A 25164-nucleotide genomic window follows, 5' to 3' on the forward strand; every position below is an offset into this window, starting at 1 on the left:
TGGGACGCATGATCGAGCGACCGCGGCAGTGGTGGACCCACTCGGGCGTCAGACTGCGCCGGGCCTCGCAGCGGCCCGGCCGCTGGAACTGGCTGTTCGTCCCTGGCGGCCCGGGCCTGGGCTCCGAGTCCCTGGCCGGCCTCGTACGGACGGCAGCGGTCCCGGGGACGGCCTGGTTGCTCGACCTCCCCGGTGACGGCTCTAACACCGACCCGCCCACCACCCCGCGCGATCCGTACGCCCTCTGGCCGGCCGTCCTCACGGAAGCCGCCGAGGCCCTGCCCGAGGTCGTCGTGGTCGGTCACTCCACCGGGGGCATGTTCGCCCTCTCCACACCGGCGCTGGAACCGCACCTGGCCGGCCTTGTCCTCATCGAAAGCGCCCCGCACTCGGGCTGGCAGTCCGCCTTCGCGGCCCACGCCCTGGCCCATCCGCTCCCCGGGGTCGCGGAGGCGGCCACCGCGTACGCCCACACCCCCTCGGACGCGACCCTGCGTGCCCTCACCCTCGCCGCGGCCCCGTGGAACTTCACCCCCGCCTCACTGACCGCGGGCCGTGCCCTCCTCGAAGCCCTCCCGTACAACAACGCGGCGACGACCTGGGCCTCAGCCCACTTCGACGACACCTACAGAGCCCGCTGGGCCCCCCGCACCCTGCCGACCCTGATCATCAGCGGCACGGACGACCACGTCGTCGACCAAAGCCTGTGGCGAACGGCCCCGTCCTTCAACGGCCCGCACATCCTGCATCGCCTGATCTCCGCCGCCGGCCACTTTCCCTGGCTGGACGCCCCGCAGGCCGTCCGAGCCGCGTTCACCGAGTTCGAAAAGGGCCTCTGAACGCAGAAAAGCCCCGTACCGGTTACCCGGTACGGGGCTTTTCTCAAAATTTGTTCGGCGGCGTCCTACTCTCCCACAGGGTCCCCCCTGCAGTACCATCGGCGCTGAAAGGCTTAGCTTCCGGGTTCGGAATGTAAACCGGGCGTTTCCCTAACGCTATGACCACCGAAACACTATGAAGTTAACCAACCGGACATGAACACAGTTCGTTACTTCAGAACTAACACAGTGGACGCGAGCAACTGAGGACAAGCCCTCGGCCTATTAGTACCAGTCAGCTCCACCCGTTACCGGGCTTCCACATCTGGCCTATCAACCCAGTCGTCTACTGGGAGCCTTACCCTCTCAAGGAGGTGGGAATACTCATCTTGAAGCAGGCTTCCCGCTTAGATGCTTTCAGCGGTTATCCCTCCCGAACGTAGCCAACCAGCCATGCCCTTGGCAGGACAACTGGCACACCAGAGGTTCGTCCGTCCCGGTCCTCTCGTACTAGGGACAGCCCTTCTCAATATTCCTACGCGCACAGCGGATAGGGACCGAACTGTCTCACGACGTTCTAAACCCAGCTCGCGTACCGCTTTAATGGGCGAACAGCCCAACCCTTGGGACCGACTCCAGCCCCAGGATGCGACGAGCCGACATCGAGGTGCCAAACCATCCCGTCGATATGGACTCTTGGGGAAGATCAGCCTGTTATCCCCGGGGTACCTTTTATCCGTTGAGCGACGGCGCTTCCACAAGCCACCGCCGGATCACTAGTCCCGACTTTCGTCCCTGCTCGACCCGTCGGTCTCACAGTCAAGCTCCCTTGTGCACTTACACTCAACACCTGATTGCCAACCAGGCTGAGGGAACCTTTGGGCGCCTCCGTTACTTTTTGGGAGGCAACCGCCCCAGTTAAACTACCCATCAGACACTGTCCCTGATCCGGATCACGGACCGAGGTTAGACATCCAGCACGACCAGAGTGGTATTTCAACGACGACTCCACAACCACTGGCGTGGCCGCTTCAAAGTCTCCCACCTATCCTACACAAGCCGAACCGAACACCAATATCAAACTATAGTAAAGGTCCCGGGGTCTTTCCGTCCTGCTGCGCGAAACGAGCATCTTTACTCGTAGTGCAATTTCACCGGGCCTATGGTTGAGACAGTCGAGAAGTCGTTACGCCATTCGTGCAGGTCGGAACTTACCCGACAAGGAATTTCGCTACCTTAGGATGGTTATAGTTACCACCGCCGTTTACTGGCGCTTAAGTTCTCAGCTTCGCCACACCGAAATGTGACTAACCGGTCCCCTTAACGTTCCAGCACCGGGCAGGCGTCAGTCCGTATACATCGCCTTACGGCTTCGCACGGACCTGTGTTTTTAGTAAACAGTCGCTTCTCGCTGGTCTCTGCGGCCACCCCCAGCTCACGGAGTAAATCCGATCACCAGGACTGGCCCCCCTTCTCCCGAAGTTACGGGGGCATTTTGCCGAGTTCCTTAACCATAGTTCACCCGAACGCCTCGGTATTCTCTACCTGACCACCTGAGTCGGTTTAGGGTACGGGCCGCCATGAAACTCGCTAGAGGCTTTTCTCGACAGCATAGGATCATCCACTTCACCACAATCGGCTCGGCATCAGGTCTCAGCCTTATATGAGGGACGGATTTGCCTACCCCTCGGCCTACACCCTTACCCCGGGACTACCACCGCCCGGGCTGGACTACCTTCCTGCGTCACCCCATCGCTTACCTACTACAAGTCTGGTTCGCCGGCTCCACCACTTTCCTTTCCCCGAAGGGTCCGGAACGGCTTCACGGGCTTAGCATCGCCTGATTCGATATTGGGCGTTTCAAAGCGGGTACCGGAATATCAACCGGTTGTCCATCGACTACGCCTGTCGGCCTCGCCTTAGGTCCCGACTTACCCTGGGCAGATCAGCTTGACCCAGGAACCCTTAGTCAATCGGCGCACACGTTTCTCACGTGTGTATCGCTACTCATGCCTGCATTCTCACTCGTGAACCGTCCACAACTAGCTTCCGCTGCTGCTTCACCCGGCACACGACGCTCCCCTACCCATCACAGCGGGCGTTGGCCCTATTGCTGCAATGACACGACTTCGGCGGTACGCTTGAGCCCCGCTACATTGTCGGCGCGGAATCACTTGACCAGTGAGCTATTACGCACTCTTTCAAGGGTGGCTGCTTCTAAGCCAACCTCCTGGTTGTCTCTGCGACTCCACATCCTTTCCCACTTAGCGTACGCTTAGGGGCCTTAGTCGATGCTCTGGGCTGTTTCCCTCTCGACCATGGAGCTTATCCCCCACAGTCTCACTGCCACGCTCTCACTTACCGGCATTCGGAGTTTGGCTAAGGTCAGTAACCCGGTAGGGCCCATCGCCTATCCAGTGCTCTACCTCCGGCAAGAAACACGTGACGCTGCACCTAAATGCATTTCGGGGAGAACCAGCTATCACGGAGTTTGATTGGCCTTTCACCCCTAACCACAGGTCATCCCCCAGGTTTTCAACCCTGGTGGGTTCGGTCCTCCACGAAGTCTTACCTCCGCTTCAACCTGCCCATGGCTAGATCACTCCGCTTCGGGTCTAGAGCGTGCAACTCAATCGCCCTATTCGGACTCGCTTTCGCTACGGCTTCCCCACACGGGTTAACCTCGCTACACACCGCTAACTCGCAGGCTCATTCTTCAAAAGGCACGCAGTCACGACCGTTATTCCGAAGAATAACGGCGACGCTCCCACGGCTTGTAGGCACACGGTTTCAGGTACTATTTCACTCCGCTCCCGCGGTACTTTTCACCATTCCCTCACGGTACTATCCGCTATCGGTCACCAGGGAATATTTAGGCTTAGCGGGTGGTCCCGCCAGATTCACACGGGATTTCTCGGGCCCCGTGCTACTTGGGAGATTCTTAAGCAAGCCGCTGATGTTTCGTCTACGGGGGTCTTACCCTCTACGCCGGACCTTTCGCATGTCCTTCGACTACATCAACGGTTTCTGACTCGCCGACCGGCCGGCAGACCGATCAAAAGAATTCCCACAACCCCGCATGCGCAACCCCTGCCGGGTATCACACGCATACGGTTTGGCCTCATCCGGTTTCGCTCGCCACTACTCCCGGAATCACGGTTGTTTTCTCTTCCTGCGGGTACTGAGATGTTTCACTTCCCCGCGTTCCCTCCACACTGCCTATGTGTTCAGCAGTGGGTGACAGCCCATGACGACTGCCGGGTTTCCCCATTCGGACACCCCCGGATCAAAGCTCAGTTGGCAGCTCCCCGGGGCCTATCGCGGCCTCTCACGTCCTTCATCGGTTCCTGGTGCCAAGGCATCCACCGTGCGCCCTTAAAAACTTGGCCTACAGATGCTCGCGTCCACTGTGTAGTTCTCAAGCAACGACCAGTCACCCATCACCCTCACCCAAAAGGCGAAGTTCACTGGGGCCGGCATCACGAAGATAAGACCTTACGGCCGTACCCTCAGATACCCAACAACGTGCCAAGCACGATCCCCCGTCAGTGAGTCACTTTCCACGCCGAAGCAGTACTTGTGATCCATCCAGGAAACCGTGCCAACTAATCAACGTTCCACCCTGAGCTGACCGTGCAGAACGTTTGTCTGCAATCGGTACTGTGCTCCTTAGAAAGGAGGTGATCCAGCCGCACCTTCCGGTACGGCTACCTTGTTACGACTTCGTCCCAATCGCCAGTCCCACCTTCGACAGCTCCCTCCCTTACGGGTTGGGCCACCGGCTTCGGGTGTTACCGACTTTCGTGACGTGACGGGCGGTGTGTACAAGGCCCGGGAACGTATTCACCGCAGCAATGCTGATCTGCGATTACTAGCAACTCCGACTTCATGGGGTCGAGTTGCAGACCCCAATCCGAACTGAGACCGGCTTTTTGAGATTCGCTCCACCTCACGGTATCGCAGCTCATTGTACCGGCCATTGTAGCACGTGTGCAGCCCAAGACATAAGGGGCATGATGACTTGACGTCGTCCCCACCTTCCTCCGAGTTGACCCCGGCGGTCTCCTGTGAGTCCCCATCACCCCGAAGGGCATGCTGGCAACACAGGACAAGGGTTGCGCTCGTTGCGGGACTTAACCCAACATCTCACGACACGAGCTGACGACAGCCATGCACCACCTGTATACCGACCACAAGGGGGGCACTATCTCTAATGCTTTCCGGTATATGTCAAGCCTTGGTAAGGTTCTTCGCGTTGCGTCGAATTAAGCCACATGCTCCGCTGCTTGTGCGGGCCCCCGTCAATTCCTTTGAGTTTTAGCCTTGCGGCCGTACTCCCCAGGCGGGGAACTTAATGCGTTAGCTGCGGCACCGACGACGTGGAATGTCGCCAACACCTAGTTCCCAACGTTTACGGCGTGGACTACCAGGGTATCTAATCCTGTTCGCTCCCCACGCTTTCGCTCCTCAGCGTCAGTAATGGCCCAGAGATCCGCCTTCGCCACCGGTGTTCCTCCTGATATCTGCGCATTTCACCGCTACACCAGGAATTCCGATCTCCCCTACCACACTCTAGCTAGCCCGTATCGAATGCAGACCCGAGGTTAAGCCTCGGGCTTTCACATCCGACGTGACAAGCCGCCTACGAGCTCTTTACGCCCAATAATTCCGGACAACGCTTGCGCCCTACGTATTACCGCGGCTGCTGGCACGTAGTTAGCCGGCGCTTCTTCTGCAGGTACCGTCACTTTCGCTTCTTCCCTGCTGAAAGAGGTTTACAACCCGAAGGCCGTCATCCCTCACGCGGCGTCGCTGCATCAGGCTTTCGCCCATTGTGCAATATTCCCCACTGCTGCCTCCCGTAGGAGTCTGGGCCGTGTCTCAGTCCCAGTGTGGCCGGTCGCCCTCTCAGGCCGGCTACCCGTCGTCGCCTTGGTGGGCCATTACCCCACCAACAAGCTGATAGGCCGCGGGCTCATCCTTCACCGCCGGAGCTTTTAACCCCCGCCCATGCAGGCAGGAGTGTTATCCGGTATTAGACCCCGTTTCCAGGGCTTGTCCCAGAGTGAAGGGCAGATTGCCCACGTGTTACTCACCCGTTCGCCACTAATCCACCCCGAAGGGCTTCATCGTTCGACTTGCATGTGTTAAGCACGCCGCCAGCGTTCGTCCTGAGCCAGGATCAAACTCTCCATGAATGTTTACCCGTAATCGGGTGCACACGCACTTAGAGCGGGACAGTCATGTCGGAATAAGACCGACCGTCCACTGCGTCCTCGCTGTGTAATTGCCTGCAAGTGTCAGGGCCGAAGCCGCGACCTCACAGGTCTTTTTCAAAGGAACCTCATCCACCGAAATGGACGGGGTATCAACTTTTTGGCGTTGATTTTTGGCACGCTGTTGAGTTCTCAAGGAACGGACGCTTCCTTTGTACTCACCCTCAGTAACACTTACTGGGGCTTTCCTCCGGGCTTTTCGTTCTGTTCTTGCGTTTCAGACTCTATCAGAGTCTGTCTCGCTTGTTTTCCGCCTTCCAGTTCTTCGCTTTCGCGTTTCCCTTTCCGGCGATTCCGACTCTACCAGAAGTTTTCCACCGGATTTCCCGGCTTCAGTTTCCTGAATGAAGAGTGGGGTGTGCCCTCTTGGAATTCAATTCCTGGGGGGCGAGAAAGACTTTAAACCATCGCTGCCGAACTTGTCCAGTTCGAGGCAACCCTTCGAATCTACCTCCCCGCAGCCACCGTGTCAACGGTGTTTGCGGGACGACGAGGAGACTAGCAGCTCAGCATGCTCGTACGCACATCAGGCCGCGGTGGGGAGCGTCGCCGTCTGGTCGGCGTGTTCCACGTCCCCCGTGTCGCCGGCTCGGGCCGCGCGGCCGCCCAGGACGTAGACGTAGAGCAGGAAGGCGGCCTCGGCGGCCACGCCGATGCCGATGCGGGCCCAGGTGGGCAGGCCGGAGGGGGTGACGAAGCCTTCGATCAGGCCCGAGAGGAAGAGGACCGCTGCCAGGCCGATGGCCATGCCGAGGGCGGCGCGGCCCTGTTCGGCCAGGGCCACGCGGCGGGTGCGGTGGCCGGGGTCGATGACCGTCCAGCCGAGGCGCAGGCCCGTACCGGCGGCTACGAAGACCGCCGTCAGTTCGAGCAGGCCGTGCGGGAGGATCAGACCGAGGAAGACGTCGAGGCGGTCGGCCGAGGACATCAGGCCGATGCCGACGCCCAGGTTCAGCATGTTCTGCCACAGGATGTACAGGACCGGCAGGCCCAGGAAGCCGCCCAGGACCAAGCAGATCGCGGCCGCCTGGGCGTTGTTCGTCCAGACCTGGGCCGCGAAGGAGGCCGCCGGGTGGCTGGAGTAGTACGTCTCGTACCCGCCGCCCGGCTTCGTCATCTCCTTCAGGTCCTCCGGAGCCCCGATGGCGCTCTGGATCTCCGGGTGGGTGGCTATCCACCAGCCGACGAGCACGCCCACGGCCGTCGAGAGCAGAGCCGTGGGTATCCACCAGCGGCGGCTGAGGTAGACGGCCGCCGGGAAGCCCGACGTGAAGAAACGGGCCGCGTCGCGCCAGCCGGACCGGCGGGCGCCCGTCACGGTGGCGCGGGCGCGGGCGACCAGCTGGGTCAGGCGGCCCGTGAGCATCGGGTCCGGGGTGCTGGACTGGACGAGGGAGAGGTGGGTGGCCGTGCGCTGGTAGAGCGCGACGAGCTCGTCGGCCTCGGCTCCCGTGAGGCGGCGACCGCGGCCCAGGAGCTGCTCCAGGCGGGCCCACTCGGACTGGTGGGCCGCAACGAAGACGTCGAGATCCATGTGCTTGGCGCTCCCCTGCCCCTGATCCCTACCGGTTTCTCCTACTGCTTGCTTCGTCAGCTTGGCAGACTGGAGGCCGATGGGGCGGGGCAGGTCACGTGAAGGGGTGTGTGCATCGGTGAGCGATCTGGTGACGGGGGACGCGGTCGTCCTGGGGCTTCGGCCGGCGAGGCTGCCGAGCCGGGCGCTGGCGATCCTGCTCGACCTGCTCGTGTACGTCGCCGGATACCTGCTGATCTCCCTCGGGCTGGTCCTCGCCACCGCTTCCATGGACGGCGCGGCCCAGGCGGCCGTGTCGGTGGCCTCGTTCGTCCTCGTCCTGGTCGGCGTGCCGATCGCGGTGGAGACGCTGAGCCACGGACGTTCGCTGGGCAAGCTCGCGTGCGGGCTGCGCGTGGTGCGTGACGACGGCGGGCCGATCCGCTTCCGGCACGCGCTGGTGCGCGGGGCCTTCGGGGTCTTCGAACTGCTGATGACCTTCGGGTCGGTGGCGTGCATCGCCTCGCTGTGCTCCGAGCGGGGCCGGCGGCTCGGGGACGTGTTCGCGGGGACGCTGGTCGTCCGGGAGCGGGTGCCGGGTGCGCGGGTCATGCCGGTGCCGCCGCCGCCTCCGTGGCTGGCCGGGCGGTTCGGCGGGCTGGACCTGTCCGCGGTGCCGGACGGGCTGTGGCTGGCGATCCGGCAGTACCTGACGCGCATGGACCAGCTGGATCCGCAGGTGGGCGCCTCGATGGCGGCCCGGCTCGCGGACGATCTGGTGGCGCGTACGGGGGCTCCGCCGCCGGTCGGGGTGCCCGCCGCCGCGTTCCTGATGGCCGTGGTGCACGAGCGGCAGTCGCGGGACGCAGCCCGGGCCTTCCGGCAGCAGCCCGCGCCCAGGGCGGCTCCCGTTCCGTACGGGCAGCCGTACGGGCAGCCCGCGCCCGTGGTGGTGCCGGCCGTGGTGCCCGCCGCGGCTCCGGTGGCGCCCGTACCCGTACCGGTGCACGTGGACCCGCCGAAGGCGACGGGGTTCGCGCCGCCCGCCTAGGCCTGGTCGGACGATGCTTCGGGGAAGGCCGACGGCGGGGTCTCCAGGTGTTCGAGTTCGATGCCGGGGGCCGAGAGGACCACGTCGCCCGCGATGTGGACCGTGTGGACCTCGCCGGTGTCCAGGGCGGTGACCCGGTACTCGTCGACCAGCAGCGGGCCGCTGTCCGTGGGGTGCTCCGCGCGGTCGACTAGGGCCCAGGCCTGGTCGGTCGTACGGGCCGCCAGGACGGGGTCGGTCAGGGCGACGAGGCGGACGCGGGTGGCGGGGGCGCCGGGGGCCAGGCGCAGCAGCCGGGCCGTGGCGACGAGGAAGGCCGGGGAGGTGCCGGTGAAGCCGGCGGCCCCGGGGACGTTGCCCTCGGTGGCCTCGGCTCCGGCGGGGTCGGTGCGGACCCAGGTGATCCCGTCGATGGCGGCGCCGCGGACCTGCCAGCTGGAGGCGTTGACCTCGAGGCGGATGGGGCGGCCCAGCTCGTCGACGGCCAGGTCGACGGAGCCGCGGTGCGCACCGTCGGGCGCGGTGAGCTGGGAGACGTAGCGCCAGCCGGAGGGGCCCGGGGCGCAGTGGAAGTGCTCCTCGCCGAGGGGGGTGTGGTCGTGCGGGTCGTGGAGCGCGTAGCGGCCTCGGGGCATGGGGCGTCTTTCTGGGTGTCCCTGGGTTGCGGTCGGGTACGGGGCAGGCCCCCGGCACGGGTGCCGGGGGCCTGACGCGTGGTGCTGCCGGGTGCTGCTGGTGCTGCGGATCCGTGGGGATCAGTAGCGGTAGTGGTCCGGCTTGTACGGGCCCGCGACGTCCACGCCGATGTACGCGGCCTGCTCCGGGCGCAGGGTGGTCAGGCGGACGCCGAGGGCGTCGAGGTGGAGGCGGGCCACCTTCTCGTCGAGGTGCTTGGGGAGCACGTAGACGTCGGTGGGGTACTCGGCCGGCTTGGTGAAGAGCTCGATCTGGGCCAGGGTCTGGTCCGCGAAGGAGTTCGACATCACGAAGGACGGGTGACCGGTGGCGTTGCCCAGGTTCAGGAGGCGGCCTTCGGACAGGACGATGAGGACCTTGCCGTCGGGGAACTTCCAGGTGTGGACCTGGGGCTTGACCTCGTCCTTGACGATGCCCTCGATCTTCGCGAGACCGGCCATGTCGATCTCGTTGTCGAAGTGGCCGATGTTGCCCACGATGGCCTGGTGCTTCATCTTGGCCATGTCGGCGGCCATGATGATGTCCTTGTTGCCCGTGGTCGTGATGAAGATGTCGGCCTTCTCGACGACGTCGTCCAGCGTCGCGACCTGGTAGCCGTCCATGGCCGCCTGGAGGGCGCAGATCGGGTCGATCTCGGTGACGATGACGCGGGCGCCCTGGCCGCGCAGGGACTCGGCGCAGCCCTTGCCGACGTCGCCGTAGCCGAAGACCACGGCCGTCTTGCCGCCGATGAGGACGTCGGTGGCGCGGTTGATGCCGTCGATGAGGGAGTGGCGGCAGCCGTACTTGTTGTCGAACTTCGACTTGGTGACGGCGTCGTTCACGTTGATCGCCGGGAAGAGCAGGGTGCCTTCGGCCATCATCTCGTAGAGGCGGTGGACACCGGTGGTGGTCTCCTCGGTCACGCCGCGGATCTCGGACGCGAGCTGCGTCCACTTCTGCGGGTTCTCGCCCAGGGTGCGGTTGAGGAGGGTGAGGATGTTCGCGTACTCCTCGGAGTCCGCCGTCGACGGGTCCGGGGCGGAGCCGGCCTTCTCGAACTCGACGCCCTTGTGGACGAGGAGGGTGGCGTCGCCACCGTCGTCGAGGATCATGTTCGGGCCGCCGGTGGGGGTGTTCGGCCAGGTCAGCGCCTGCTCCGTGCACCACCAGTACTCCTCCAGCGTCTCGCCCTTCCAGGCGAAGACGGGGACGCCCTGCGGGTTCTCCGCGGTGCCGGTCGGGCCCACCGCGATGGCGGCGGCCGCGTGGTCCTGGGTGGAGAAGATGTTGCAGGAGGCCCAGCGGACGTCGGCGCCGAGGGCGACGAGGGTCTCGATGAGGACGGCGGTCTGCACGGTCATGTGCAGGGAGCCGGTGACGCGGGCGCCGGCGAGCGGCTGGGTGGCCGCGTACTCCCGGCGGATCGACATGAGGCCGGGCATCTCGTGCTCGGCGAGGGTGATCTCCTTGCGTCCGAAGACGGCGAGGGAGAGGTCCGCGACCTTGAAGTCGGTGAAAGCGGCAGTCATGTGTGTGCTGCTCCTCGTGCTGTAGAGAGGTGGGTACGGCTGAGCAGTGCACCGTCGTCAAGACGTCGCACGTGGCGCTCAGTCCGTCGGGGGTCCTCTCTCCCCTCGGCCGGTCGCGAAGACCGCCCGACCGCCATCAGCAGCGACGCCTGACACTGATGACCAAGCTACACCGATCGGCGGAGCGCGGCCCAGGTGACTGGGAGGCAAGTCCCGGCCGGGCTGCGGGACGGGTTGAGGGCCTCTGGCGGAGTTTTAGGGGCCTTTCGGACTTTTGATCACACCCTTACATGCGCGACGATGCCGTGGGGTCGGGTTGTAAGCACGATCCCGCAAGGCAACGTACGTGTCGTGAGGAGATTCCAGTGACCAGTCCGGCAGGCCCTCCCGAAGGCGGGGACGCGAGCGGGCGCAAGCCCGTGAAGATCGTCGCCGTTACCGCGTGCCCCACCGGTATCGCGCACACGTACATGGCCGCGGAGAAGCTCCAGCAGGCCGGCGAGCGTCTCGGCGTCTCGATCAAGGTGGAGACCCAAGGCTCGATCGGGGCCGAGAACGTGCTCTCTGACAACGATGTCAGGGAAGCGGACGCCGTCATCATCGCCGCCGACAAGGAGGTCGACCTCGACCGGTTCGCCGGCAAGCGGGTCCTCTCCACGGGCGTCGCGGACGGCATCCACAAGCCGGAGGAGCTGATCCAGCGCGCCCAGAGCGCGCCGGTGCAGGCCGGGACCTCGGCGGCGGCGGGCTCGGGCGGTGGCGCCGGTGGCGGCCACCAGCGCAGTCAGGCGTACAAGGCGCTGATGAACGGCGTCTCGCACATGATCCCGTTCGTGGTCGTGGGCGGTCTGCTGCTCGCCGTCTCGCTGTCCCTCGGCGGGCACCCGGACGCCAAGGGCGGGCTGGTCATTCCCGACGGGACCTTCTGGTTCTACGTCAACAAGCTCGGCGTGACCGGCTTCTCCCTGATGCTGCCGATCTTCTCCGGCTACATCGCCTACGCACTGGGCGACCGGCCCGCCCTCGTACCCGGCATGATCGGCGGCTTCCTCGCCGCGGACGCCGTGCACATCTACGGGGCCGATGCGAACGCCGGCTTCCTGGGCGCCATCGCGACGGGCTTCCTCGCGGGCTATCTGGTCATGTGGATCAAGAAGGTCAAGGTCCCCAAGGTCATCCAGCCGATCATGCCGATCATCGTGATCCCGATCGTGTCGACCGTGGCGTTGGGCCTGTTCTACATCTATGTGATCGGGCAACCGATCTCCTGGGTCTTCACGCACCTGACCAGCTGGCTGAACGGGATGACCGGATCCAGCGCGATCGTGCTGGGCACCATCATCGGCCTGATGATCGCCTTCGACATGGGCGGTCCGGTCAACAAGACCGCCTTCCTCGTCGCCGTCGGACTCATCGGCACCAACAACCACGTCATGGGCATGGCCGCCGCGGCCATCCCCGTCATGCCGCTCGGCCAGGGCCTGGCCACGCTGCTGCGCCGCAAGCTCTACAGCGACGAGGAGAAGGAAACCGGCCTCGCCGCCCTGTTCATGGGCTTCTTCGGCATCTCCGAAGGAGCGATCCCCTTCGCCGCGGCCCGGCCCGCCCAGGTCATCCCCGCCAACATGCTCGGCGGCGCGGTGGCCGGTGCGATCGCCGGTGTGGCCGGGGTCCAGGACTCCGTGCCGCACGGCGGCCCGATCGTCTCGCTGTTCGGTGCGATCAGCGGCGTCGCGATGTTCTTCGTGGCCATCGCGGCCGGTGCGGTCGTGACCGCCCTGGCGACGAACGCCCTGATCGAGTTCAAGCTGCGCCGGGAGGGCGTGATCGGCGGCGGGTCCGCGGGTCTCGCGCCGGAGCCGGCCCTGGTCGGCGCGGGTGTCCCCGTGGGCGCCGGCGGTGGTGGCGGTGCGGCTTCCGCCGCGGGTGCGGGAGCGGCCGTTGCGGCCGTACGGGCACAGCAGCCGGCGGCCGCGGCTCCGGTGGCCGCGGGCGGGACCCCGGAGGTGCTGTCCGGGTACCTCACCGAGCAGACCGTGAAGACGGAGCTGTCCTCCGGTTCCAAGGAGGCCGCGATCCGCGAGATGGCGGAGATGCTGGCCACGACCGGCAACGTCACCGACGTGGACGAGCTCGTACGGGTCGCCCTGGCCCGGGAGGCGCAGGGCACGACCGGCCTCGGCGAGTCCATCGCCATCCCGCACGCCAAGACGGACGCGGTGAGCCGCCCGACGGTGGGCTTCGCCCGGTCCGACGAGGGCATCGAGTGGGGCGCGCTGGACGGGACGAAGGCCAGGCTGGTCTTCATGATCTCCGTACCGGAGGCCGCGGCCGGGGACGAGCACCTGCGGATCCTGGCACTGCTGTCGCGCAAGCTGATGGACACCGGCTTCCGGGAGCGCCTGCAGGCCGCCCCCGGCAAGGCCGCGATCCTGGACGTGCTGCGCGAGATCCAGTAGCAGCAGGACACGACGAGGCCCCCCTGCACGCGTGCAGGGGGGCCTCGTCGTGCCGGGGTGCGGGTCAGACGCCCGGGTTGGTGCCCTTGGCCGCGGCCTCGGCGTTGTAGATGTCGGGCTCCAGGTAGATCACGCGGGCGATCGGGACCGCCGCGCGGATGCGGGCCTCGGCGGCGTTGATGGCGTTGGCCACCTCCGTCGCGGTGTCGTCGCTCTGGACGGCGATCTTCGCGGCGACCAGGAGCTCCTCGGGGCCCAGGTGCAGGGTGCGCATGTGGATGACGCCGGTGACCACGTCGCCGTCGACGACGGCCGCCTTGATCTTCGCCACGTCCTCGGTGCCGGCGGCCTCGCCGAGCAGCAGGGACTTGGTCTCGGCGGCGAGCACGATGGCGATGACGATCAGCAGGACGCCGATGCACAGGGTGCCGATGCCGTCCCAGACGCCGTTGCCGGTCAGTAGGGCGATGCCGACGCCCGCGAGGGCGAGGACGAGGCCGATGAGGGCGCCGAGGTCTTCGAGGAGGACCACGGGGAGCTCGGGGGCCTTGGCGCGCTTGATGAACTGGCCCCAGGTGAGGCTGCCGCGGATCTCGTTCGACTCCTTGATCGCGGTGCGGAAGGAGAAGGACTCCGCGACGATCGCGAAGAGCAGGACGCCGACCGGCCAGTACCAGTGGGTGATCTCGTGCGGGTCGTGGATCTTCTCGTAGCCCTCGTAGATGGCGAACATGCCACCGACGGTGAACAGCACGATGGAGACGAGGAAGGCGTAGATGTAGCGCTCGCGCCCGTATCCGAAGGGGTGTTCCGGAGTCGCCTCGCGCTGGGCCTTCTTGCCGCCCAGCAGGAGCAGGCCCTGGTTTCCGGAGTCCGCCAGCGAGTGGACGCTTTCCGCGAGCATCGAGGACGAGCCGCTGAAGACGAAGGCCACGAACTTGGCTACCGCGATGGCCAGATTGGCGGCGAGTGCCGCCACGATCGCCTTGGTACCGCCCGACGCGCTCATGGTTGCGATGTGTCCCTTCCTCGGTGCGGCGCCCCGGGCCGGGACGCCGCGCTACGGCCGCAGATTCTCACAGCCACCGAGAGGGACGGTACGTCAGACCACCACAGTGGCACGGAAGACGGTGCCGGTTCCGGACAGTTCGACCTTTTCGCCGGCCGGTACGAAGACCGATTCGCCGGGGGCCAGGGTCAGTTCACCGGACTTCACGGAGCCCGCCGTCGGGGAGCCCGCCGTGCACAGCAGGATCTGCGCGGTGGCGTCGGGGACCACCCGGGGGGCGCCGCCGGGGGCCAGGACGAAGCGGGAGAGCCGGAACTCGTCGATGGGGGTCTCGTAGACCTCCTCGCCGTTGCCCTCCGGGCGCAGGACTCCGGGGTCGCCGGGCTCGAAGACGACGATCTTCAGCAGCTCCGGCACGTCGACGTGTTTGGGGGTGAGCCCGCAGCGCAGGACGTTGTCGGAGTTGGCCATGAGCTCCACGCCGAGGCCGTCGAGGTAGGCGTGCGGAATGCCGGCGCCGAGGAAGATGGCTTCGCCGGGCTGGAGTTGCACGTGGTTGAGGAGCATCGCGGCGATGACGCCCGGGTCGCCCGGGTAGTGGTGGACCAGTCCGGCGTACGGGGCGTACGGGCCGCCGAGTCGCTCGGCGGCGGCCGCGGCCTCGGTGACCGTACGGGCCATCTCGGCGCGGTCGGAGGTCAGGACGGCGGTGAGCACCTCGCGCAGGGCCGCCTCTTCGGGGTGTGCCCGCAGGAGGTCGGCGTAGGGCTTCAGGGAGTTGACGCCGAGGCCCTCCAGCAGGGCGGCGGCCTCCAGCGCCGGGCGGAACCCGGACAGGCCCTCGAAGGGGGTGAGGGCGCAGACCAGCTCGGGCTTGTGATTGGCGTCCTTGTAGTTGCGGTCCGGCGCGTCGATGGGGACGCCGCGGCGCTCCTCGTCCTCGAACCCGGCCTTCGCCTGGGTGAGATCGGGGTGGACCTGGAGGGAGAGCGGGGCGCCGGCGGCGAGGAGCTTGAGGAGGAAAGGCAGCCGGGGGCCGAACTTGGCGACGGCTGCGACTCCCAGCTCGCCTTCGGGGTCGGCCGCGATGACGTCCGAGAGGGCGCGCTCGCCCGCTCCGCGGTCGAGGCGGGAGGGGGCGCCCGGGTGCGCGCCCATCCACATCTCGGCCTGGGGTTCGCCGGTGGGCGCGACTCCGAGGAGCTCGGGGATCGCGGTGGGCGATCCCCAGGCGTAGGGGCGGATCGTGTTCGTGAGGCGGTCCATCGGTCGTCTTCCTGGGTGAGAGGCGCGCGTGCGTGCGCCTCAGCTGTGTCCCCCGGAGGCCAACGCCAGGTAGGCGGTGGCGAAATCCGTGACGGCGAGGAGTTCGGCGAGCTGCTCCAGCTCTGTGCCCTCCTCCGGTTCGAGCTCGCTGATGGCCGTGTCGTGGCTGAGGGCGAGCTCTCGTGCGGCAGGGGCGGCTGTCAGTCCGCCTGCGGGCCTGTCGCGCAGCAGGACGATGCGTGCGCGAAGGGCCTGCGGTTCTTCCACTCGGTCGCGGAAGAAGTCTTCGGGGTCGGCGCCTGCGGCGAAATCGCCGGCGAGCAGGACCCCGTGGGCCGGCAGGGCCTCGGGAAGGTCGGCGGCGAGTGCGGGCCGGCCGGCGAGTTCGGCGAGGGTGGCGGCGAAGCGGCGCCCGGCGGGTCCGGCGGCGGCGCCCTCGCTCCAGATGAGCGGGAGGGAGTCGGCGAGCTCGGAGGCCAGGGTCTTGGCCGGGTTGGAGTAGGTGACGATGGCGGGGCCGCAGCGTTCGGCGGTGCGGTCGAGCCGGTCGGCGACGAGCTGCAGGGTGTGCGGGGCGGCGGTGATCAGGCCGACCCGGTCGAGGAGCACCAGCAGCGGGGTCAGCAGGGCCCAGAGGGCGCCGGGGCCGGCCGCGGCCGACTCGTCGTACTCCTGGTACGGGGCCTTGGCCATCGGTACGAGGAGCCCGTGCGCGCCGTCCACCGCTTCGCTCAGCGGCGAGCGCTCGGGGGCGACGGCGACGACGGTGCAGCCGCGCCGGTAGGCCTGCTCGGAGAGGACCGCGAGGCCGGGCTCGGTTCCGTCGGTGGTGGCGATGAGCAGCAGGTCGACGGGGCCGGCCCAGCCGGGCAGGGTCCAGCGCAGGGCCCCGGCGGCGTGCGCGACGCCGGTCGGGTGCAGCCGGATCACGGGTGCGGAGGCTCCGGCGAGCGCGCCGAGCAGATCGGCGACCCCGGTGGCGGCGGTACCCGGCCCGGCGATGAGGACCGCCCGGGGGCGGCCGTCCGGGCGCAGGTCCGCGATGCCGGCCTCGGCGGCGTGCCGGGCCGCGGTGCGTACCCGTGCGCCGGCGTCGGCGGCGCCGCGGAGCAGACCGCGGCGGTCGGCGCGGGCGAGATCGTCAGGTGCGTCGAGGAGTGACTCGTCGAGCATGGCGGCCTCCGGCTGTGTCTGTGACGGAACCTGTGTGGTGACGGAACCAGTCTCGGCTTTGGCACCGGGTGGCGGTAGGAGGCTCAGGCGGGGCGGCGCGCCTCGTCGACGAGGAGTACCGGAATGCCGTCGCGGACCGGGTAGGCGAGACCGCAGTCCTGGCCTCCGGTGCAGATCAGCTCGGGGCTCTGCTCGTCGGCCGACTTGTCCTCCAGGGGCGAGTGGCAGGCGGGGCAGGCGAGGATCTCCAGGAGGCCGGCTTCGAGCGGCATGTGCGGTTCCCTTCGGGGATGTGGATGTGGCCTGGTCAGCGTACCGCCGAGTCACCTCTGGTGACGGGTTGAGGAGTACCTCGGGTGGCGGGTGGAGGAGGGCTCGGCGGTACGGCGGACATCGGGTGCGGCGGCACTGCCGGGGCTCCGCCCCGGACCCCGCGACTCAAACGCCGGCGGGGCTGATTTTTGCCTGCCGGGGCCTGGAAGTACGGGCGGCCGGGGCGTGCGCGCAGCGCGCCCCGGCTGTGCAGCACTACGCGCGGATGAGCGCCAGGACCTCGTCGCGGACCTTGGCGAGGGTGGCCTCGTCCCGGGCCTCCACGTTCAGGCGCAGGAGCGGCTCGGTGTTGGAGGCGCGGACGTTGAACCACCAGTCGGTGCTGGTCGCGGTGAGGCCGTCCAGTTCGTCCAGGGTGACGCCCTCGGTGGAGCCGTAGGCCGCCTTGACGGCGGCGAGGCGGGCCGTCTGGTCGGCGACGGTCGAGTTGATCTCCCCCGAGCCCGCGTAGCGGTCGTAGGAGGAGACCAGCTCCGAGAGGGGGCCGTCCTGGCCGCCGAGGGCCGCCAGGACGTGGAGCGCGGCGAGCATGCCGGTGTCCGCGTTCCAGAAGTCCTTGAAGTAGTAGTGCGCCGAGTGCTCGCCGCCGAAGATGGCGCCGGACTTGGCCATCTCCTCCTTGATGAAGGAGTGGCCGACGCGGGTGCGGACGGGGGTGCCGCCGTTCTCGCGGACGACCTCGGGCACGGACCAGGAGGTGATCAGGTTGTGGATCACGGTGCCGGTGCCGCCGTTGCGGGCCAGTTCGCGGGCCGCGACCAGTGCGGTGATGGCGGACGGGGAGACGCCCTCGCCGCGCTCGTCGACGATGAAGCAGCGGTCGGCGTCGCCGTCGAAGGCGATGCCGAGGTCGGCGCCCTCGGCCAGGACGCGGGCCTGGAGGTCGACGATGTTCTTCGGGTCGAGGGGGTTGGCCTCGTGGTTCGGGAAGGTCCCGTCCAGTTCGAAGTACATGGGGACCACGTCCAGCGGGAGGCCCGTGAAGACGGTGGGGACGGTGTGCCCGCCCATGCCGTTGCCCGCGTCGACGACCACCTTGAGCGGGCGGACGGCGGTGAGGTCGACCAGGCCCTTCAGGTGGTCGGCGTAGCCGGTGAGGGTGTCCTGCTCGGTGACGGTGCCCGGGACGGTGCCGGCGGGGATCGCCGGGGCGCCCTCGTCGCTCCACTTCTCGGCGAGCTCGCGGATCGTGGAGAGGCCGGTGTCCTGGCCGACCGGGGCGGCGCCGGCCCGGCAGAGCTTGATGCCGTTGTACCGCGCCGGGTTGTGCGAGGCCGTGAACATCGCGCCGGGCAGGTTCAGCTTGCCGGAGGCGTAGTACAGCTGGTCGGTGGAGCACAGCCCGATGAGGGTGACGTCGACGCCGCGGGCGGCCGCGCCGCGGGCGAAGGCGCCGGACAGGGCCGGGGAGGAGGGCCGCATGTCGTGGCCGATGACGATCGCCGAGGCACCGGTCACCTCGACGAAGGCGGCACCGAACAGTTCGGCCAGGTGCTCGTCCCACTCGTCCGGCACAACGCCCCGTACGTCGTACGCCTTGACGATGTTCGAAAGATCGGTGGCCACTGCCTGCCCTCCTGAAGGTCATGTGCGGTGAAGCAAACCTACCGTGGACGCAGCGCGGCTTTTCAGATCAACCGAATGTCAGGAATCCGGCGAACGCAGGACGCGCAGGTGTCCGCGACGGGTCTCCCCGGTGGTGGGACCGCCCTGACCTGCGCCGCCCGCCCCGGCCGCGCGTTCCGGCGGGCGCGCCGCCTCGCGCACGGCGTTGGCGAGGGCTTCGAGGTCGTCACCAGTGGGACGCGAGGGCGCCGACCCGTCGGTGAGGCGTACGACGTCCCAGCCGCGCGGGGCCGTCAGGCGCTCCGAGTGCTCGGCGCAGAGGTCGTAGCAGTGGGGTTCGGCGTAGGTGGCGAGCGGGCCGAGAACTGCGGTCGAATCGGCGTAGACGTACGTCAGAGTCGCGACGGCAGGGCGGCCGCACGCGGTGCGCGAACAGCGACGTACAAGGCTCACGACGTTGGACCGTACCGCACTCTTGACCGGGCCGCGACGACGCTCCCCCCGTCGCTCCCCCGTGTCGTCCGATCTCCCCCGCCCCGGCGCGGATGCGCGGGCTACCCTGCGGGGGTGACGGACAGCACTCTGCCTCCCCCTCCCGTGCCCCCTGCCGCCTCCCTGCCCGGCGGGTCCCCCGCTGGTGAGCCACGGGTGCGGCGGCGCGACCGGCACGGGCGCGGGATGCGCGGGCCGGTGGCTCCTCCGCAGGTTCCGCTGTCGGCCAGCCGGGGGGAGCTCTTCGGGGACCTCGTACGGGACTCCGTGGAGCGGCTGGAACGGCGGTGGCCGCAGCTGGCCGAGGTGGAGTTCATGATCGGCGACGTACCGGGGGCGCCGGGGGGCGCGGAGACCGGGTGGAACGACGAAGCGGTGCCGCTGGGGGCGTTGGCGGAGGCCTCGGGTGGGCGGCCGGCGCGGATCGTGGTGTTCCGGCGGCCGGTGGAGATTCGGGCGAAGTCTCGGGACGAGCGGGCGATGCTGGTGCACGAGATCGTGGTGGAGCAGGTCGCGGAGTTGCTCGGGCTGTCGCCCGAGACGGTGGATCCGCGGTACGGGTCGGACTAGGAGTCCGGGGCCCTGGCCCTGCCCTTGGCGTTGCCCTTGCCCGGGGCGTCCCGGCCCGCCCGGGGCGTCCTCGACTGCGTCGGCGGTGTGGGGGCGGCCCTGCGGGGCTGTCCCCTACCCGCCCTTCCACCGTTCCCCGGGCCAGCCCGGACCCAGTCCTCAAACGCCGGACGGGCTGAGAAGACCCTGGGGCTCCGCCCCAGACCCCGGTCCTCAAACGCCGGACGGCTGGATTCGGCCTAGCGGGTCAGGACCGTGAGGTTTTGGGTCGCCTTGGGGACCGAGACCGTGGAGTGGTCGTCCGTGAGGGTCTGGACCGTGAACATCGGGATTCCGTCGCGCGGGATCGACAGGGTGCGGGACGCGTGGACGGGGCCGCCGGAGAGGGTTTCCACCGTGAGGGCGTAGGCGCCCTTGCCGGCCGTCGGGGCGAGGGTCAGGGTCTGGGTGGTTCCCCCCTTGACCTTGACCTCCTGCGAGGCGGGTTCGCCGCCCTCCGTGCCCGGCGAGGCGGTCACCTTGACCGTGGCGTCGGCGCCGGCCGGGGCCGTGAGGGAGAGCAGGGTGGCGTTCGGCTCGGGGCGGTTGTCGACGACGGTCGCCCGGGTGCCCACGGGGGCGGACGCCTGGATGAAGCCGACCTCCTGCTTGGCTCCGGTGCCGCGGACCACCCGTACGGCGGCGACCACCGGGACGGCCGTCTTCTTGGCGTCCGCCGGGGAGAGGATCAGGGAGCCCGGCTCGCCCCGGGTGACGTCCTTGAGGTCGAGGCTCGCCGTCATGCCGGCCTTGACGTGGAGCTGCTCGGCGCCCGCGGGGCTGATCGAGCCGCTCGCCCCGGCCAGCTTCACCTTGAGGTCCGCGTCCTCCTCGCCGGGGGCGAAGGCGACGAGCCGTACGGAGGTGGCGTCCGCCGGGATGCCGGGCAGGACCAGGGTCCCCGCCGCGTCCACGGAGGCGGGCAGCCAGTCGGCGCCGACGCCTTCCTCGCCCGCCTGGGCGGTGGCGCCGACGCGGCCAGCCCGGGTGGTCACGTGGGCGGTGACGTCCGCGAGCTGTGCGCCGGGGGCGAGGGAGGCCAGGGAGATGGCCTTGCTGGACTTCGGGTCGATGCGGATGTTCTCGCTGGTGCCCGCTTCGGCCTTGACCGCGCCGTCCGGGCCGAACAGCTTGATGTCCACCACGGCCGCGGTGTCGTCGGGGTTGGTGAGGTGGACGTAGTCCTCGCGGCCCTTGGCGGTGCTCACGCCGGGGAACCAGAAATCGGTGCCGGGCGAGGTGCAGCCGACGCCGAGCAGGCCGCGCGTGCGGCCCACCGAGACCACGGTGGTCTGCTGCGCGCTCCAGCCGGGGGCGAGGAACCCGTCGGCGACTCCGCTCAGCGCGGGGGCCTCGGCGCCGGAGGCCTTGGCGCCCACGGGCTTGCCGGGCTCCTTGAGTTCCAGGACGGGCTTGGCCTCCTTGGTCGCGCCCAGCAGCCGGGCCGTGCCCTTGCCGCCCGGGGAGGCGGCGCCCGGGGTGATCGCCGTGTACAGGGTCTCGGCGATGTCGGAGGTGCTGGGCGCGGGGCACACCAGCAGGGACCGCTCGACGGGCATCCGGGCCGCGGGCTTGCCCCCGGCAGCGGTGGAGGCCCCGTCGGCGGCCGGCGCGGTGAGGGTGGCGAGGCCGGTGACGGCGGCCAGGGCGGCCGTGACGGCGGCGAGCGTGAGGGGGACGCGCTGCTTCACTGCTGGGTGCTCCCGTCCGGACGCGGGGCGTGCTGCCCGCCCTGCTCCGCGTCGTGCTGGCCGTAGGTGTCGTAGCCGGTGTGGGGATCGGGGTGCTGCTGGTAGGGCGGGTACGGCTGCTGCTCGTACGGCTCGTAGGGCTGCTCGTACGGCTGCTCGTACGCGGCGTCCGGGTGCCCGGTGTATTGCTGCGGCTGCTGCTCGTACGGGTACGGGGCGTACTGCTGCGGCTGCTGCTCCTGGGCGCCGTAGGCGTAGCCGCCCTGGTCCCCGTAGGCCGGCTGCTGGTAGGCGTACGCGTCCTCGCCGTAGGCCGGCTGCGCCGGGATCTGGGCGTACGGGTCGGCCGCGACGGCCGCCTCGGCCGGGGCGGGCTCGGAGCGGGGTTCCGGCTCGGACTGCTCGCGCAGGCGGCGGGCCCGGCGGCCCTCGCCGGCCTCCTCGGCGGCGGGGGCCTCGTCCTCGGGCAGGTCGTCGTCGAGGCGGGCGCGGCGGCCCGGCAGCGCCATCACCAGGAGCACCAGGGCGAGCAGGCCCTGGGCCCAGTGCCAGGCGGTCCGGGTGAGGGCGTCCTCGTGGACGAGGTCGAGCTGGCCCGCTTCCGCGGGGAGTTCGAAGCCCTGGGCCCAGCCGTCGACGGTCTTGGCCTTGAGCGGCTTGCCCTTGAAGGTGGCCTGCCAGCCGGGGTCGGCCCGGTCGGCGATGCGCAGGACGCGTCCGGCCTGACCCGCCGGGATCTTGGTGTGCACCTCGACGGGGCCGGAGGCGACGGGGATGGGGGCCTCGCCGGGCTTGCCGGAGACGATGACGGCGCGGGCGACCTGCCGGTCGACGCGCCACAGGGCGCTGCCTTCGAGCTTGCTGAGGCGGCTGAGGCCGGGGGTGGCGTCCAGGACGCGGCCGATCTCCTGCGGGGCGCCGTCGCGGACCAGGACGTAGCGGATGGCGAAGCCGCCGAGCTGGTCGGTCTGGTCCGCGCCGGAGCCGGCGACGAGGCTGGAGACGACCTTGTCGAGGCGGGTGTCGCTGCCGGCCCGGGCGGCGAGTTCGGAGTCGCCGAGGCGGCCGCCGGAGCCGCGGACCAGGCTGTACTCGAGGACGGCCGGGGAGTCCGCGCCGATGACGAGGGTGCGGGCCTGGTCACGGGTGCCGCTCTCCTCGGCGACGAAGGCGGGGACCTGGACGGGGTCGCGGCGCTCCAGCGGTCCGGCGGCGCCGCTGAGCATCCAGCCTGCCGCGCCGACGAGCGGGCCGACGGCGGCGGCGAGCGCGATCAGGGCGGCGAGGGGCTGGCGCCAGCCGAAGCTGCGGGTGGCGACGCGGTGCTTGGCCCCGTCGGCGCCGATGAGGGCGGCGGCCAGCAGGGCGAGTCCGTACACGAGGGTGGCGGGGCCGGCCCAGGTGGTGCGGTTGACGAGGACGGCCAGCACGAGCGCGGCGAGCGCGGTGGCCCAGGCGGCGCGTACGGCGAACTGCCGGTCGGCGCGCAGCAGCGCGGCCAGGGCGGCGAGGACCACGCCGAGGAGGATCAGACCGCCGGCGGTGCGGGGGCCGCCGGGGCTGATGCCGAGCAGGTCCAGGCCGGTGGCCGAGCCGGCCCCGTAGGGCAGTCCGGCCTCGCGCAGGAAGTTCGCGGGGTGGGTGAGCAGGCTCAGCGACCAGGGGGCGAGCACGAGGAGGGGAACGCCGAGGGTCGCCAGGAGGCGGGCGCCGTACGTCTTCCACCGCGCGCGGCGCAGGACCAGCGCGGCGAACCCGAGGAGGGCGGCGAGCGGCCAGACGACGGGGGTGAAGGCCGTGGCCAGGGTCAGCAGGAGGGTATAGGTCCAGACGGAGCGCCAGCTGCCGCCTCCCTCCCCGTCGGCGAATCCGAAGGCGGAGACGGCGGAGCGGGCGATGAGCGGGAGCAGGATCGCGAGGACGGCGGTGCCGATGCGGCCGCCGGCCAGGGCGCCGGTGACGGCGGGGAGGAAGGCGTACGCGACGGCGGCCCAGGCGCGCAGCAGCCGGGATTCCACCAGCGGCCGGGAGGCGAAGTAGGCGGTGAGTCCGGCGAGCGGGACCGAGCAGACGAGCAGCAGGGTCAGGGCGGCGTCGGTGGAGCCGAGGAGCAGGGTGGACAGGACCCCGAGGACGGCCAGGTAGGGCGGCGCCCCGGCGGTGGTGCCGGTACCGACGGGCTGCCAGTCGTCGGCGTAGACGCGCCAGAGGGTGAGTCCGCCGTCGGGGGCGGGCAGCAGGGCTCCGCCCATGAGGGAGCCGCCGCCGAGGAGCGAGCGGCAGGCGATGAGGGAGACGAGCAGGAGGAGGCCGAAGAGGACGGGCGCGGGCTTGCGGGCGATCCGCTTGAGTCGCGCGAACTGTTCGATCTCCAGGTAGTCGGCGTCGTCCCCGCCGGGTCCCGATTCGACGGCTCCGCCGTGCCGGCCGGCGGCGCTGCTCTCGGTGTCGCCGTTGGCGCCGAAGTACTCGGCGAGCTGTTCGGCGTTGGCGCGCAGGCTGGCGCCGGGCGGCGGGAAGAGGGGGCGCAGGACCGGTGCGGCGACGAGGGCGCGGCCCCGTCGGCGGCGGGCTCCGAGGATGCGGCCGGGGCGGAGCAGGGTGGCGAGGAGGCCGGTGACCTCGTCGACGGCCTGTCCGGGGGCCTTGCCGACGAGGTAGGCGAGGGTGCGCACGACGGTGCCGAGCAGGATGCGCAGCAGGACGTACGGCAGGGCGCGGCCGGAGCTGTTGGCCAGCATCGTGTAGACGGCGCCGGCCTTGTCGACGCGGTGCGGGCTGGCGGCGGAGCGGCCGACGCAGTCGACGGTGCGGCGTTCGCGGGCGGAGGCCTCGGCGTGCCGCAGGACGGCGTCGGGGGCGACGAGGACGGCCAATCCGGCGCTCTGGGCGCGCCAGCACAGGTCGACGTCGTCGCGCATGAGGGGCAGTCGGCGGTCGAAGCCGCCGAGCCCGTCGTACACGTCGCGGCGGATGAGCATGCCGGCGCTGGAGACGGAGAGGACGGGCTGGACCTGGTCGTGCTGGCCCTGGTCCTGTTCGCGCCGGTCGAGGCCGGTCCAGCGGCGGCCGCTGCGGGCGATGGTGACGCCGACTTCGAGGAGCTGCCTCTTGTCGTACCAGCCGCGCAGCTTGGGGCCGATGACGCCGGCGTCGGGGTTCTCGTCGGCGACGCGTAGCAGTTCGGCGAGGGCGTCGGGTTCGGGTGCGCAGTCGTCGTGGAGCAGCCAGAGCCACTGGACGGGTTCGCCGTGGGGCAGGTCGGGGAGGTCGTACGTCTCGTCGCGCCAGGTGCGGCTGACGGGATCCCAGCCGGAGGGGCGCTTGAGGTACGGGAGTTCCTCGGGGGTCAGGGTCCCGGCGGTGCGGGCGGCCTCGTCGACGGCGGCGCCGAAGCCGGTGCGGCGGGCGAGGTGCAGGACGCGGTCCTCACCGAAGGCCTCGCCGAGCAGGCGCGCGGAGTCGTCGGCGCTGCCGGTGTCGGCGGCGATGTGGCTCTGCGCGGGGCGTTCCTGACCGAGGAGTCCGGCGAGGGTCCGGGGCAGCCAGCGGGCGCCGTCGTGGGCGACGAGGACCGCGGTGACGACGTGCCGGGGGAACTCTGGTGCGGCGGCAGCCTGGTGGGAGGCGCTCGACTGGCTGTGCAGGGACATCGCGGTACGGGCCCTCCGGCCGGGGGTCCGGGGGTGGTGTGCCCTCGG

Annotated in this window: 15 protein-coding genes and 3 rRNA genes; 4 read left to right on the forward strand and 14 right to left on the reverse strand. The window is 69.2% G+C overall.

Annotated elements, in window-relative coordinates:
* Positions 1-8 precede the first annotated feature (8 nt).
* Positions 9-839 (forward strand): alpha/beta fold hydrolase, encoded by an 831-nt coding sequence (locus OG435_RS18550; RefSeq protein ID WP_266878029.1) that lies wholly within the window; start codon positions 9-11, stop codon positions 837-839.
* A gap of 52 nt (positions 840-891) precedes the next feature.
* Here the strand turns inward: OG435_RS18550 and rrf are convergent.
* From rrf to OG435_RS18570, 4 genes are all read right to left on the reverse strand, one after another.
* Positions 892-1009, reverse strand: a 5S ribosomal RNA gene (gene rrf / locus OG435_RS18555).
* 74 nt (positions 1010-1083) lie between these two features.
* Positions 1084-4207, reverse strand: a 23S ribosomal RNA gene (locus tag OG435_RS18560).
* A gap of 284 nt (positions 4208-4491) precedes the next feature.
* Positions 4492-6016, reverse strand: a 16S ribosomal RNA gene (locus OG435_RS18565).
* The 16S, 23S and 5S rRNA genes sit together here, the layout of an rRNA operon.
* 604 nt (positions 6017-6620) lie before the next feature.
* The gene (locus tag OG435_RS18570) at positions 6621-7628 is read right to left on the reverse strand and encodes a stage II sporulation protein M (protein ID WP_266878030.1); all 1008 of its coding nucleotides are present in this window, start codon (positions 7626-7628) and stop codon (positions 6621-6623) included.
* A 118-nt stretch (positions 7629-7746) separates the two neighbouring features.
* Here OG435_RS18570 and OG435_RS18575 point away from each other — a divergent pair, with 118 nt between their 5' ends.
* Positions 7747-8658, forward strand: coding sequence for an RDD family protein (locus OG435_RS18575; protein ID WP_266878032.1), 912 nt, complete (start codon positions 7747-7749; stop codon positions 8656-8658).
* On the opposite strand, the gene OG435_RS18580 is transcribed toward OG435_RS18575, so the two are convergent.
* Positions 8655-9293, reverse strand: a complete 639-nt coding sequence (locus OG435_RS18580; protein ID WP_266878034.1) for a hypothetical protein — start codon at positions 9291-9293, stop codon at positions 8655-8657. The two genes, OG435_RS18575 and OG435_RS18580, sit on opposite strands and share 4 nt — an antisense overlap.
* A gap of 120 nt (positions 9294-9413) precedes the next feature.
* Positions 9414-10865, reverse strand: a complete 1452-nt coding sequence (ahcY, locus tag OG435_RS18585) for an adenosylhomocysteinase (RefSeq protein WP_266878036.1) — start codon at positions 10863-10865, stop codon at positions 9414-9416.
* Positions 10866-11230: 365 nt separating this feature from the next.
* On the opposite strand from ahcY, the gene OG435_RS18590 reads away from it, so the two are divergent.
* Positions 11231-13324 (forward strand): fructose-specific PTS transporter subunit EIIC, encoded by a 2094-nt coding sequence (locus tag OG435_RS18590; protein ID WP_323187844.1) that lies wholly within the window; start codon positions 11231-11233, stop codon positions 13322-13324.
* 64 nt (positions 13325-13388) lie between these two features.
* Here the strand turns inward: OG435_RS18590 and OG435_RS18595 are convergent, their stop codons facing one another.
* The 6 genes from OG435_RS18595 to OG435_RS18620 form a co-directional block, all read right to left on the reverse strand.
* The gene (locus tag OG435_RS18595; RefSeq protein WP_266878038.1) at positions 13389-14333 is read right to left on the reverse strand and encodes a cation diffusion facilitator family transporter; all 945 of its coding nucleotides are present in this window, start codon (positions 14331-14333) and stop codon (positions 13389-13391) included.
* A 93-nt stretch (positions 14334-14426) separates the two neighbouring features.
* Entirely contained in the window at positions 14427-15599 is a 1173-nt protein-coding gene (gene manA / locus OG435_RS18600; RefSeq protein WP_266878039.1) for a mannose-6-phosphate isomerase, class I, read from the reverse strand.
* A gap of 39 nt (positions 15600-15638) precedes the next feature.
* Positions 15639-16772: an SIS domain-containing protein gene (locus OG435_RS18605; RefSeq protein ID WP_266878040.1), complete on the reverse strand. Its 1134-nt coding sequence runs from the start codon at positions 16770-16772 to the stop codon at positions 15639-15641.
* Positions 16773-16855: 83 nt separating this feature from the next.
* On the reverse strand, positions 16856-17044 hold the full coding sequence (locus tag OG435_RS18610) for a Trm112 family protein (protein WP_266878041.1): 189 nt from the start codon (positions 17042-17044) through the stop codon (positions 16856-16858).
* Between the two features lie 256 nt (positions 17045-17300).
* On the reverse strand, positions 17301-18671 hold the full coding sequence (locus OG435_RS18615) for a phosphomannomutase/phosphoglucomutase (protein ID WP_266878042.1): 1371 nt from the start codon (positions 18669-18671) through the stop codon (positions 17301-17303).
* Between the two features lie 78 nt (positions 18672-18749).
* The gene (locus OG435_RS18620) at positions 18750-19124 is read right to left on the reverse strand and encodes a DUF3499 domain-containing protein (RefSeq protein ID WP_266878044.1); all 375 of its coding nucleotides are present in this window, start codon (positions 19122-19124) and stop codon (positions 18750-18752) included.
* Positions 19125-19238: 114 nt separating this feature from the next.
* Between OG435_RS18620 and OG435_RS18625 the strand changes: the two genes are divergently transcribed.
* Positions 19239-19733: a metallopeptidase family protein gene (locus OG435_RS18625; RefSeq protein ID WP_430625652.1), complete on the forward strand. Its 495-nt coding sequence runs from the start codon at positions 19239-19241 to the stop codon at positions 19731-19733.
* 239 nt (positions 19734-19972) lie between these two features.
* Here OG435_RS18625 and OG435_RS18630 read toward each other — a convergent pair whose 3' ends face one another.
* Both OG435_RS18630 and OG435_RS18635 read right to left on the reverse strand, forming a co-directional pair.
* Positions 19973-21463, reverse strand: a complete 1491-nt coding sequence (locus OG435_RS18630; protein WP_266878046.1) for a DUF5719 family protein — start codon at positions 21461-21463, stop codon at positions 19973-19975.
* Positions 21460-25116: a glycosyltransferase family 2 protein gene (locus OG435_RS18635; protein ID WP_266878048.1), complete on the reverse strand. Its 3657-nt coding sequence runs from the start codon at positions 25114-25116 to the stop codon at positions 21460-21462. Before OG435_RS18635 ends, OG435_RS18630 begins: the two co-directional genes overlap by 4 nt.
* Between the last annotated feature and the right edge of the window lie 48 nt (positions 25117-25164).

The sequence above is a fragment of the Streptomyces sp. NBC_01264 genome (assembly GCF_026340675.1).
Taxonomy (GTDB): domain Bacteria; phylum Actinomycetota; class Actinomycetes; order Streptomycetales; family Streptomycetaceae; genus Streptomyces.